The organism is Pseudomonas sp. TE3728, from assembly GCF_056279145.1.
The window spans coordinates 2,464,044-2,476,174 of record NZ_JBWBQT010000001.1; the positions used below are offsets into that span (position 1 = coordinate 2,464,044).

Annotated in this window: 9 protein-coding genes; 7 read left to right on the forward strand and 2 right to left on the reverse strand. The window is 60.3% G+C overall.

Features of this window, described 5'->3' with window-relative positions; genetic code table 11:
• Positions 1 to 485: 485 nt before the first annotated feature.
• From ACZ89R_RS10490 to ACZ89R_RS10500, 3 genes are all read left to right on the forward strand, one after another.
• Positions 486 to 1,844: a TolC family outer membrane protein gene (locus tag ACZ89R_RS10490; RefSeq protein WP_429545840.1), complete on the forward strand. Its 1,359-nt coding sequence runs from the start codon at positions 486 to 488 to the stop codon at positions 1,842 to 1,844.
• Positions 1,845 to 2,010: 166 nt separating this feature from the next.
• Positions 2,011 to 4,170 (forward strand): type I secretion system permease/ATPase, encoded by a 2,160-nt coding sequence (locus tag ACZ89R_RS10495; RefSeq protein WP_429545839.1) that lies wholly within the window; start codon positions 2,011 to 2,013, stop codon positions 4,168 to 4,170.
• A 193-nt stretch (positions 4,171 to 4,363) separates the two neighbouring features.
• Positions 4,364 to 5,728: an HlyD family type I secretion periplasmic adaptor subunit gene (locus ACZ89R_RS10500; RefSeq protein WP_429545838.1), complete on the forward strand. Its 1,365-nt coding sequence runs from the start codon at positions 4,364 to 4,366 to the stop codon at positions 5,726 to 5,728.
• Positions 5,729 to 5,878: 150 nt separating this feature from the next.
• Here ACZ89R_RS10500 and ACZ89R_RS10505 read toward each other — a convergent pair whose 3' ends face one another.
• Together ACZ89R_RS10505 and ACZ89R_RS10510 are read right to left on the reverse strand one after the other, a co-directional pair.
• On the reverse strand, positions 5,879 to 6,475 hold the full coding sequence (locus ACZ89R_RS10505; RefSeq protein WP_429545837.1) for a tRNA-uridine aminocarboxypropyltransferase: 597 nt from the start codon (positions 6,473 to 6,475) through the stop codon (positions 5,879 to 5,881).
• A 4-nt stretch (positions 6,476 to 6,479) separates the two neighbouring features.
• Complete coding sequence (locus ACZ89R_RS10510) at positions 6,480 to 7,373, reverse strand: LysR family transcriptional regulator (protein ID WP_008013540.1); 894 nt, start codon at positions 7,371 to 7,373, stop codon at positions 6,480 to 6,482.
• Between the two features lie 255 nt (positions 7,374 to 7,628).
• Between ACZ89R_RS10510 and speB the strand changes: the two genes are divergently transcribed.
• The 4 genes from speB (at position 7,629) to ACZ89R_RS10530 (ending at position 12,117) form a co-directional block, all read left to right on the forward strand.
• On the forward strand, positions 7,629 to 8,579 hold the full coding sequence (gene speB, locus ACZ89R_RS10515; RefSeq protein ID WP_007905133.1) for an agmatinase: 951 nt from the start codon (positions 7,629 to 7,631) through the stop codon (positions 8,577 to 8,579).
• Positions 8,580 to 8,588: 9 nt separating this feature from the next.
• The gene (locus ACZ89R_RS10520; RefSeq protein ID WP_429545836.1) at positions 8,589 to 9,011 is read left to right on the forward strand and encodes a YybH family protein; all 423 of its coding nucleotides are present in this window, start codon (positions 8,589 to 8,591) and stop codon (positions 9,009 to 9,011) included.
• Between the two features lie 51 nt (positions 9,012 to 9,062).
• Entirely contained in the window at positions 9,063 to 10,574 is a 1,512-nt protein-coding gene (locus ACZ89R_RS10525) for a purine-cytosine permease family protein (RefSeq protein WP_429545835.1), read from the forward strand.
• Positions 10,575 to 10,737: 163 nt separating this feature from the next.
• Positions 10,738 to 12,117, forward strand: a complete 1,380-nt coding sequence (locus ACZ89R_RS10530) for a sodium:solute symporter family protein (protein ID WP_192343940.1) — start codon at positions 10,738 to 10,740, stop codon at positions 12,115 to 12,117.
• Positions 12,118 to 12,131 lie beyond the last annotated feature (14 nt).

A 12,131-nucleotide genomic window follows, 5' to 3' on the forward strand; every position in this document is an offset into this window, starting at 1 on the left:
ACCTGACGTAAACCACTGCCTCCCGACACTTTCGCCAGGCGTGTCGCTCGCAAGGGGAATTTCTGGATCGGGATAAAACCCTCTGCAATCAACGGCATCGGGATCCACTTCCAAAATAACCGCCCTGCTAACGATGCGTAACGGTTTTGAATCACTTGAGTGACAAAAAATTGTCGCCTCTAAACCGTCTCGCTTCCCTCCCCTCCAGCACTTCTTCGCTCTGTGTCGAAAAGTGAATTGAACTTTCCTCAAGCCCTTCGATGCTCCTGAGAGCTCATAAACAAAGGCTTTCGCATTGAACAATGTGCTGGATTTTTCAGAGCGCATAAGTTTTTTTCGGCATAAGCGTTATGAGAAATCCTTCTTAGCTTCGCGTCAGGATGTTCTTAGCTCTGTTGTAACAAGGGTGAGACGGTTTCACTTAAAAATAACGTCAAATATTTGGCGAATCACTAAGTACCATCAGGAATCAGGGAGAGGCATCCATGCGCGTTTTAACCCCCCTCTGCAGCGCGATTTTGCTGGCCATGGCCTGCACTTCTCAGGCTCAGGCAATGTCATTGACCGAGGCGATCCAGAGCACCATTGCGACCCACCCGGAACTGGCGTCGCGGGTCGATGCCCGGCTCTCGGCCGACGAGCAGGTTAAAGTCGCCAAAGGGGGCTTTTATCCATCGGTGGATTTGAACGCCGGCTACGGGCGCGGGTACAGCGATAACACCACCACTCGGGCGCAGGGCAATCACCACACCGAAATCCTCAACTACACCCAATCGGAACTGCGCCTGCGGCAGATGCTGTTCGACGGTTTCAACACCTCCAACGAAGTCGCGCGCACCAAAGGCGTGGCCAACTCGCGGGCCTATTACGCTCAAGGCACCGCCCAGGATCTGGCCCTGCGCACTGTCGAGGTGTACCTCGAAGTGCTCAAACGCCGCGAACTGGTGACCCTGGCCAAGAACAACCTGCAAGCGCACATGCGGGTCAATGATCAGATAGGTCTGCGCACTCAGCGAGGGGTCGGCAGCAACGCCGACTCCGACCAATCCACCGCTCGCCGGGCACTGGCGCAAAACAACCTCGACACCGCCGAAGTCGATCTGGCCGATGCCGAGACAAATTTCTACAGCGTCGTGGGGCGCATGCCCGATGAACTCGAAGCACCGCCATCGACCCGCGGCGAATTGCCCGCCACCCTGCCGGAAGCCCAGCAGAGCATGGTGGAACACAACCCGTACCTGAAATCCGCCCAGGCCGATGTGCAATCGGCCGAGAGCCAGTACGAAGTCGCCAAGTCGCCGTTCTACCCGCGTTTTGACGCTGAAGCAGCGGTGGGCGCGAATAACAATATTCAGGGCGACGAAGGTCACGACAACGAATGGCGAGTGGGTGTGGTGATGAACTACAACCTGTTCCGCGGTGGCAGCGACAAGGCCCGGCTGGCCTCCGACGCGCACCAGATCAACCAGGCGCTGGACATCCGCAACAACGCCCTGCGCCAACTCAACGAGAACATCCACCTGGCCTGGAACGCCATGCTCAACGCCAAGAAACAAACCCCGACCGCCCGTGAATACGCCGAAACCACCACCCGTGTGCGGGCCGCGTATCAGGATCAGTTCGGCCTGGGTCAACGGACCTTGCTCGACTTGCTCGACAGTGAAAACGAGCTCTACAACGCCAATCGCCGCTACACCGAAGTGCGCTACACCGAGGAGTTTTCGATGTACCGCGTGCTGGCGAACATGGGTCAGTTGCTGAGCAAACAACGGGTGGTGCTGCCTGCCGATGCGATCGCCGCCACCGAAGTGAAAAATGAAGCTCGTTTGCCTGAACTGAAATGAATTAACCGCGCTTACCTGAATTGAAATGATGTAACCCCGCGTAGGAGCTGCCGAAGGCTGCGATCTTTTGATTTTGTTTTCACGATCAAGATCAAAAGATCGCAGCCTTCGGCAGCTCCTACAGGGAGATGTGTATCCATTGCCACGGTTCAACAGGAGCGATCAAGTGACCAGCATGGAACCCGGCAACACTGGCGTCGATCCGCGTCTGAGCTTCGATGACCCGCTCCTGGATGGTCTGTTGATTCTCTGCAAACTTCATGGCGCGACGGTCAGTCGCGCCAGCCTGAGTGCCGGGCTGCCAATGGCACACCAACGTTTGAGCCTGGACCTACTGCCGCGCGCAGCGGCCCGGGCCAGTTTGCAGGCGCGCGTGCTGCGCCGTGAACTGGGTGAGATTTCCGCGCTAAACCTGCCAGTGATGCTGATCCTCAACCATGGCCGCTGCGCAATCTTGCGTCGCTTCGGCGATGACGGTCAGGCGCTGATTCTGCCGAGCGAAGCCGACGGTGGAGAACAATGGGTCAGCACGGACGAGCTGGCCGCCAACTACAGCGGCCAGGCCTTGTTCGCCCGGCCGCGGCATGAACTCGAAGATTTGCGCGCGCCGCTGGTGCCACGAGTCGAGGCATGGTTTCGCGACACGTTGAAGTTGTCGAAGTGGCTGTACAGCGATGCGATTCTGGCGAGTTTTCTGATCAACCTGCTGGGCCTGATGGTGCCGCTGTTCGTGATGCAGACCTACGACCGAGTGGTGCCGAACCAAGCCACTTCAACGTTGTGGGTGCTGTCGATCGGCTTGCTGATCGGCACTGGCTTCGAACTGGTGCTGCGGGTGGTTCGCGCGCACTTGCTGGACACCGCCGGGAAGAAAACCGACGTGATTCTTTCGGCGACCTTGTTCGAACGCATCACCGGCATGGCGATGAAAGCACGGCCAGCAACCATCGGTGGTTTCGCCCAGAGCATTCATGACTTTCAGGGCCTTCGGGAATTTCTCACCGCCGTCACGCTGACCAGCCTGATCGACCTGCCCTTCGCGGTACTGATGCTGGTGGTGATCGGCCTGCTCGGTGGCTGGCTGGTGGTGATTCCGCTGTTGGCCTTCCCCATCACGATCATCTTTGCCATGGTGATCCAGGCCCGTCTGCGCGACACCGTGCAGAAGAGTCTGAGCCTCGGCGCCGAGCGTCAGGCCCTGCTGATCGAAACCCTCGGCGGCCTGGAAACCCTCAAGGCCTGCAGCGCCGAAAGCGAACGTCAGCACACATGGGAAAGCACCCACGGTGCCCTCACCCGCCTCGACAGTCACGCGCGCAACCTCTCGGCGCTGGCCACCAACGGCACGCTGTTCATTCAGCAACTCTGCGGCATGGCGACCATCGTCGCCGGGGTCTACAGCATCATTGCCGGCAACCTCAGCGTTGGCGCGCTGGTGGCGACCTACATGCTCGGCAGCCGCGTACTCGCGCCGCTGGGACAGATCGCCGGGCTGATCACCCGTTATCAGCAAGCGCAACTGACCATGAAAAGCACCGATGCGCTGATGTCGTTACCGCAAGAACGTGACGCCAAGCAGCGGCCATTGGAGCGCACGCAATTGCAAGGCGCACTCGACGTCAGCGGCGTGACGTTCCACTACAACGGCCAGAATGCTCCGGCCCTGGCCAACGTCAGCTTCAGCATGAAGCCCGGCGAACGGATCGGCATCATCGGCCGCAGCGGTTCGGGCAAAAGCACATTGGCGCGGCTGGTGATGGGTTTCTATGCACCGGAAGAAGGCCAGTTGCTGCTCGATGGCCTGGACCTGCGGCAACTGGACGTCGCCGACCTGCGTCAACAAATCGGTTACGTCGCCCACGACCTGCCATTGCTGGCCGGCAGCCTGCGCGACAACCTGACCCTCGGCGCGCGCTACATCAGCGATGCCCGGATGCTCGAAGTCGCCGAACTGACCGGCGTCACCGAACTGGCTCGCCAACATCCCCATGGCTTCGACCGGCCGGTGGGTGAACGCGGTCAGTTGCTGTCCGGCGGTCAACGCCAAGCGGTGTTGCTGGCGCGGGCCTTGTTGCTCGACCCGCCGATCATGCTGCTCGACGAACCCACCAGCGCCATGGACAACAGCAGCGAAGACGTTTTGCGGCAAAAACTCCACGGCTGGATCCAGGGCAAAACCCTGCTGCTGGTCACTCACCGCACCTCAATGCTCAGCCTGGTGGACCGGTTGGTGGTGCTGGACAACGGACGGATCGTCGCCGACGGCCCGAAAGAAGCGGTCATCGATGCATTGCGCAAGGGCCGTGTCGGCTCTGCGACGGTTTAGGGGCACAAACACATGACCTGTGGCGAGGGAGCTTGCTCCCGCTGGGTTGCGAAGCAGCCCCAAAGCCATTCACCTCGTTGTGTCAGATGGACCCTATCGGCAGATTTTGCACGGCTTCGCCGTCGAGCGGGAGCAAGCTCCCTCGCCACAGGTTTGTGTTCGGCTTTATTTCTCTAACTGACGGGTATCGCCCATGTCTGCTCAAACACCGGATTCAGCGGCCCGAAGCTACCTCGGCAGTTTCAGCAAAAGTGCCGAAAGCGAATTCATGCCGGAAACCGCCGGCGCCTCGCTGCAGGATTCGCCGCGCTGGTCGCGGATCACCGTGTGGCTGGCAGCGGCGCTGCTGATCACCGCACTGGTCTGGGCCAAGTTCGCCGTGTTGCAGGAAGTCACCACGGGCGAAGGCAAGGCGATTCCGTCGAGCAAGATTCAGGTGATCCAGAACCTGGAGGGCGGCATCGTCACGGAAATCTTCGTGCGCGAAGGGCAAATGGTGAACAAGGGCGACACCTTGCTGCGCCTGGATGACACGCGATTCCTGTCGAACAAGGGTGAAAGCGAAGCGGATCGCTATGCGCTGACCGCGCAGGTCGAACGGTTGTCCGCCGAAGCGGAAGGCCGGCCATTCAAGCTGTCCGCGGAAGTGATCGCCAAGGCGCCACAAGTGGCCGAGGACGAACGCTCGCTGTACGAACAACGCCAGCGCCGACTGGCCAGCGAACAGCGCACGCTGACCGAACAACTTCGGCAGAAAACCCAGGAACTGGCGGAATTCCGTTCCAAACAGGGGCAGTTCAGTTCCAGCCTGGCGCTGCTGCAACAAGAGATGAACATGTCGGCGCCGCTGGTGGGCACCGGAGCGGTCTCGCCGGTGGAAATCCTTCGGCTCAAACGCAGCGCGGTGGAAATCCGCGGCTCGCTGAACGCCACGACCCTGGCGATTCCCCGTGCCGAATCGGCGATCAATGAGATCAAAAGCAAGATCGACGAGTCGGAACAATCCTTCCGTTCGGACGCGGCAAAAGAGCTGAATGAGAAACGCACCGACCTGTCGAAAATCACCGCTTCAAGCATTGCCATTGACGACCGGGTGACGCGCACCACCGTGGTGTCGCCGGTTCACGGCATTATCAAAATGCTGAAGGTCAATACCATCGGCGGCGTGGTCCAGCCGGGCAACGACATGGTGGAAATCGTGCCACTGGAAGACAACCTGCTGATCGAAGCCAAGGTCCGCCCTCAAGACGTGGCGTTCCTGCACCCGGGCCAGAAAGCCATGGTCAAGTTCAGCGCTTATGACTACACGATTTACGGCGGGCTGAGTGCCAAGCTGGAGCTGATCGGGGCGGACACCATCACCGATGACAAGGGCAACAGCTTTTATCTGATTCAGGTAAGAACCGACAAGAATCACTTGGGCGGGGATGCGAAACCGCTGCTGATCATCCCGGGGATGGTGGCGACGGTGGACATTATTACCGGGGAGAAAAGTGTGCTGGATTATCTGCTTAAACCGGTGTTGAAAGCGCGGACTGAGGCGATGCGCGAAAGGTAGTCTGCGGCGGGAATTTTCTGTGATTGTTCCCACCGCTATCGCGAGCAGGCTCGCTCCCACATTGGATGGGTGGTGATCACACATTTTGTGTGCGCTGAAGATCAACTGTGGGAGCGACCCTGCTCGCGATGAGGCCCTAATAAACAACGCCTATTTCGGCCCATGATTACGCTGGTAGGTCTCCTCCCCCATCGCCGCAATCTGCCCCTCGATCAACGCCTCGAACGGTTTTAACAACGGCTCGAAACTGACGGGTGACTCAAGCGTCTGCAACGCCTGCACAATCGCCTCCACCGTCGACAACGCCCCAGGCCCCGGAGCCTTGCGCAAGCGATAACGCGAGACCCCGCCCTCGACCAATGCCACTCTGGGCAACGCCGCCAACAACGGATTGAGGTGCAGCATTTTGCGCGCCTTGCGCCAGGTGCCGTCCGGGACCACCAGCAATAGCGGTTCATCATTAGCGGTGTAAGCCTGCAACGGTTGCGCGTCCTCGGCGGGAAACAGCAGCCGCGCCTGATAGCCCGGCTGATTCAACAGCGCCGGCAATTCATCGAACACCTCGCCGACGATCAACTCGGCATTCTTCAACCCCAATGCGGCCAATCGCGCGGTGTTCAGCGCATGGTTCACTTCGCTCGGATGCTGAAGCAGCAACACCCGGGTGCGGCTGTCGAGGCTCGGGATCAGCGGGCACAGGCAATGGGTTTGCGGACGCAGGCAACGCGGGCACTGGATTCTGGACATTGTCTTAAGCCTGATTGAGCTGCGCTTTGAGCAGGTCGCGGAAGGTCTGGATCAGCGGTTCGCGGCTGCGGCCTCGGCGCACGATCATCGAGAACGGCGCCTGATAACCGAACGTCGCCGGCAGCAGCACGCGTAAATCACCTTTGTCGGCCCAAGCCTGAGCGTAGTGCTCCGGCAAGTAACCGATGTAGGCGCCGGACAGCACCAGAATCAGCTGGGCTTCCATACTTTCCACAGTCGCCGCGCTGTGTTTGAAACCGTGGCGGGCCAGTTCCGCCTGACTCCAATAGCCGCGACCGACCATGCGCTGTTGGGTGATGACTTGCTCGGGAATACGCCGCTCGGTGAACAGCGGATGGCGGCTGCTGCAATACAGCCAGTGTTGCTCGCGGTACAGCGGCATGTAGACCAGACCGCTCATGCGCGTGGAAAAGGCACCGATGGCCAGGTCGAGGCGGTTGTCCTGCACGCCGAGTTGCAGCTCGTAAGGGCTCATGACCGACAGATGCAAATGCACCGCCGGGTGCTCCTGACTGTAGGCGCCGATGGCTTCGGCGAAGGGCAAGGCCTTATCGCTGACGGTGGAGTCGATCACGCCCAGGTTCAAGGTTCCGCGCAGCTCGCCTTTGAGGGCGGCGGCGTATTGTTCGAAACCTTCGAGTTCGGCCAATAGCCGCAGGGTTTCCTGATGGAACAGCTCACCCTTGCTGGTCAGGCTGAAACCACCGCGACCGCGATGGCAAAGCACCAGGCCCAAGGCCGCTTCGAGCTGGCTCATGTAAGTGCTGATCGCCGAGGTCGAGAGGTTGAGCTCTTGCTGGGCGTTGGCGAACCCCTGATGGCGGACCACGCTGACGAAGATGCGCAATAGTTTCAGGTCGGGTAAAGCGTTGGCCATGGGGGCTCCAAGCACTGGTCGAGATTCAGCTTAATCTGGGTCGCAGCAGCTCCTACAGGGTTATTCGTCAGCGGCTACGAGACGTGTTGAGTCTATCGCCACACACTCCATTAGTTTAGAAAAATCTGAACTAAGTATTTGCCCGTAGCGATTCTTCCCGGTCACTACATTTCGCAGAATCGGCCCACAGCGGTGCCCGTCTCTCCCCGAGCGTGCAACCGACATAAATAAAACAACGACGATGAGGCCTTACCCGTGGACAAGATTCTTCACCAACCACTGGGCGGCAACGAAATGCCGCGCTTCGGCGGCATCGCCACCATGCTGCGACTTCCCCATTTGCCATCCGCCGCCGGCCTGGACGCTGCCTTTATCGGCATCCCGCTGGACATCGGCACTTCCCTGCGCCCCGGCACCCGTTTCGGGCCGCGTGAAATCCGTGCGGAATCGGTGATGATCCGCCCGTACAACATGGCCACCGGCGCCGCGCCGTTCGACTCGCTGTCGGTTGCCGACATCGGTGACGTAGCGATCAACACGTTCAACCTGCTGGACGCCGTGCGGATCATCGAAGAGGCCTACGACAACATCCTCGAACACGATGTGATCCCCATGACTCTCGGCGGCGATCACACCATCACCCTGCCGATCCTGCGTGCCATCCATAAAAAGCACGGCAAGGTCGGCCTGGTGCACATCGACGCTCACGCCGATGTAAACGATCACATGTTCGGCGAGAAGATCGCCCACGGCACCACCTTCCGTCGCGCCGTAGAAGAAGGCCTTCTGGATTGCGACCGCGTGGTGCAAATTGGCTTGCGCGCTCAGGGTTACACCGCTGATGACTTCAACTGGAGCCGCAATCAAGGCTTCCGTGTGGTTCAGGCTGAAGAATGCTGGCACAAATCCCTGGCACCGCTGATGGCCGAAGTTCGCGAGAAAGTCGGCGGCGGTCCGGTGTACCTGAGTTTCGACATCGACGGTATCGACCCAGCCTGGGCACCAGGCACTGGCACCCCGGAAATCGGCGGTCTGACGACCATTCAGGCGATCGAAATCGTGCGCGGCTGCCAAGGCCTCGATCTGGTCGGCTGTGATCTGGTGGAAGTCTCGCCAGCGTATGACACCACCGGCAACACCTCGCTGTTGGGCGCCAACCTGCTGTACGAAATGCTCTGCGTACTGCCGGGCGTGGTCCATCGCTGAGGATCGGTCATGAGCGAACGTGATCAGGTACTCAACGCCGCCGCTGAGCTGGTGTCGGCCTTTGCCCGTAACGATCGCGAAGCTTACTTCGACGCATTCAGCGTTGATGCCAGCTTCGTGTTCTACACCCTCGAGCAGCCCCTGCTGTCGCGCGATGCCTATCAGGCGTTGTGGGACACCTGGCGCGCCGAGGACGGCTTCGAGGTGCTGTCGTGCACCTCGAGCAACGCCTTCGTCAGCCTGCAGGGTGACGTGGCAATTTTCATCCATGACGTGGCCACCGAGCTGCGCATGCAAGGGGAGCAACACTTCAGCCAGGAACGCGAGACGATTGTTTTCAAGAAACAGACGTCTGGCCAAGAACAACAAGGCCTATGGCTGGCCTGCCACGAACATTTGTCCGCAATGCCGGAAGGGCTGCCATCCCCTTAGCCAAGGTGACGCTCACACACGATGAGCGCGCCTTTATGATCGGAGCAGATCATGAATAACAACAACAAAGACCAAAGCCTTACGCAAATCGAAACCTACGGGGTCGAACAGATCCCGGACAACGAACGCACCGCCGGCCCGACGGACTTGTTCCGGATGATCTTCGGCGGTTCCAACACCTTTGCCACCGCCGTGCTCGGCAGTTTCCCGGTACTGTTCGGCCTGTCTTTCCAGGCGGGCGTCTGGGCGATTGTGCTGGGCGTGTTGCTGGGTTCGCTGATCCTTGCGCCGATGGGCCTGTTCGGTCCGCTTAATGGCACCAACAACGCCGTGTCGTCCGGTGCACACTTTGGCGTGCATGGGCGGATCGTCGGTTCGTTCCTGTCGCTGCTGACCGCCATCGCCTTCTTCTCTCTTTCGGTGTGGAGTTCGGGCGATGCGTTGATCGGTGGCGCGAAGCGCTTGATCGGCCTGCCAGAAACCGACCTGACCCTGGGCCTGGCCTACGGTCTGTTCGCGATTCTGGTGCTGACGGTGTGCATCTACGGTTTCCGCTTCCTGCTGTGGGTCAACAAGATCGCCGTGTGGAGCGCCAGCCTGTTGTTCCTGCTGGGCGTCTTCGCTTTCGCCGGTCCTTTCGATGTGAACTACGCCGGCAGCGTCAGCCTCGGTCAACCGGGTTTCTGGGCGGCCTTCATCGGCGCCGCGCTGGTAGCGATGAGCAACCCGATTTCCTTCGGGGCGTTCCTCGGCGACTGGTCGCGCTACATCCCGCGTGACACCTCCAAGCGCCGGATCATGGCCGCCGTGGTGATCTCGCAGATCGCCACCTTCATCCCGTTCCTGTTCGGCCTCGCCACTGCCACCATCGTGGCGATCAAGGCACCGGACTACATCGCGGCCAACAACTATGTCGGCGGTCTGCTGGCGGTGTCGCCGAGCTGGTTCTTCCTGCCGGTGTGCCTGATTGCGGTGATCGGCGGCATGTCCACCGGCACCACTTCGCTGTATGGCACCGGGCTGGACATGTCCAGCGTGTTCCCGAGGGTGCTGTCGCGGGTCAAGGCAACGCTGCTGATCGGTGTGATGTCGATTGCTTTCATCTTCATCGGGCGCTTTGCGGCGAACCTGGTGCAGAGCGTGTCGACCTTCGCCGTGCTGATCATCACCTGCACCACCCCGTGGATGGTGATCATGATCATCGGCCTGCTGGTGCGTCGCGGCTTCTACTGCCCGGATGACCTGCAAGTGTTCACCCGTGGCGAGAAAGGCGGCCGTTACTGGTTCACCCACGGCTGGAACTGGCGCGGCCTGGGTGCCTGGATCCCAAGTGCATTGGTGGGTTTGTGCTTCGTGAACCTGCCGGGGCAGTTTGTCGGGCCACTCGGGCATCTGGCGGGCGGTATCGACATCAGCCTGCCGGTGACCCTCGGCCTGGCCTCGCTGGTGTACCTGACGCTGCTGAGCCTGTTCCCGGAACCGGCTGCGGTGTTCGGCCCCAACGATGCACGCAGCAAGGGCGCACACACCATCGCAAAACCTGAAATGCGTCAGCCAGCCTGACACCGACACCCCTGTGGGAGCGAGCCTGCTCGCGATGACTGCGGCACATCCGACATTGATGTGACTGATAAATCGCTATCGCGAGCAGGCTCGCTCCCACAGGGGCCGGTCCACAGAACCATCTTTGTTTCACCATAAAAAAGACAATCGGAGACACGCCATCATGGCTTTGGATTTATTCGTCGTACTCATCTACGCCGCCGCGATGCTGATACTCGGCTACTACGGCATGCGCAAGGCCAAGACCAACGAAGACTTTTTGGTCGCCGGTCGTAACCTCGGCCCGAGCCTGTACATGGGCACCATGGCCGCTACCGTTCTGGGCGGCGCATCTACCGTCGGCACCGTGCGCCTGGGTTACGTCCATGGCATCTCCGGTTTCTGGCTCTGCGCGGCCCTCGGTTGCGGGATCGTGGCGCTGAACCTGTTCCTCGCCAAACCGCTGCTGAAACTGAAAATCTACACCGTTACCCAGGTGCTGGAAAAACGCTACAACCCGATGGCCCGCTCCGCGAGCGCGGTGATCATGCTGGCGTATGCGCTGATGATCGGCGTGGTCTCGATTCTGGCCATTGGCACCGTGCTGCAAGTGCTGTTCGACCTGCCGTTCTGGCTGTCGGTATTGGTCGGCGGTGGCGTGGTGGTGATTTATTCGGCGATCGGCGGCATGTGGTCCCTGACCCTGACCGACATCGTCCAGTTCGTCATCAAGACCGTGGGCCTGATGTTCATCCTGTTGCCAATCTGCCTGTACCGCGTCGGTGGCTGGGATGAGTTGGTGCTGAAACTGCCGGCAACCGCCTTCAGCTTCACTACGATTGGCTGGGACACCATCATCACCTATTTCATGATCTACTTCTTCGGGATCCTGATCGGCCAAGACATCTGGCAGCGTGTGTTCACCGTCAAGAGCGCCAAAGTGGCTCAGGTCGCCGGCACATTCGCAGGCTTCTATTGCATCCTTTACGGACTGGCCTGCGCCCTGATCGGCATGGCCGCTCATGTACTGATCCCGGACCTGGACAACGTCAACAACGCCTTTGCCGCCATCGTCAAACTGTCCCTGCCGGACGGAATCCGTGGCCTGGTGATTGCGGCTGCCCTGGCGGCCATGATGTCCACCGCCAGCGCCGGCCTGCTCGCCGCCGCCACTACCCTGACCGAAGACCTGCTGCCGAAACTGCGCGGCGGTAAACAGTCGAGCCTGGCGGTCAACCGCCTGTTCACCCTGCTGACCGGCATCGCCGTGCTGGGTATCGCGCTGGTCGTCAACGACGTGATCAGTGCCCTGACCCTGGCCTATAACCTGTTGGTGGGCGGCATGTTGATCCCGCTGATCGGTGCAATCTTCTGGAAACGCGCAACCACCGCCGGCGCTATCGCCAGCATGGGCATGGGCTTCGCCACCGCGCTGCTGTTCATGGTCAAGGACGGTATGGACGCCAACACCCCGATCTACTACAGCCTCGGCGTAGGCCTGGTGAGTTTCGTGGTGGTCAGCCTGCTGTCCCGTCGCCCGGCAGTGGTGGCCAGCCCTGCCTAAGCTGAACATAACGA

Bases quoted from the DNA above. Each gene is read 5' to 3' on its own strand.
- ACZ89R_RS10525 (WP_429545835.1), top strand. From the start codon at position 9,063: ATGAATAACAACAACAAAGACCAAAGCCTTACGCAAATCGAAACCTAC.
- ACZ89R_RS10510 (WP_008013540.1), bottom strand. From the start codon at position 7,373: ATGGCCAACGCTTTACCCGACCTGAAACTATTGCGCATCTTCGTCAGC.
- ACZ89R_RS10500 (WP_429545838.1), top strand. From the start codon at position 4,364: ATGTCTGCTCAAACACCGGATTCAGCGGCCCGAAGCTACCTCGGCAGT.
- ACZ89R_RS10520 (WP_429545836.1), top strand. From the start codon at position 8,589: ATGAGCGAACGTGATCAGGTACTCAACGCCGCCGCTGAGCTGGTGTCG.
- ACZ89R_RS10530 (WP_192343940.1), top strand. From the start codon at position 10,738: ATGGCTTTGGATTTATTCGTCGTACTCATCTACGCCGCCGCGATGCTG.
- ACZ89R_RS10490 (WP_429545840.1), top strand. From the start codon at position 486: ATGCGCGTTTTAACCCCCCTCTGCAGCGCGATTTTGCTGGCCATGGCC.
- ACZ89R_RS10505 (WP_429545837.1), bottom strand. From the start codon at position 6,475: ATGTCCAGAATCCAGTGCCCGCGTTGCCTGCGTCCGCAAACCCATTGC.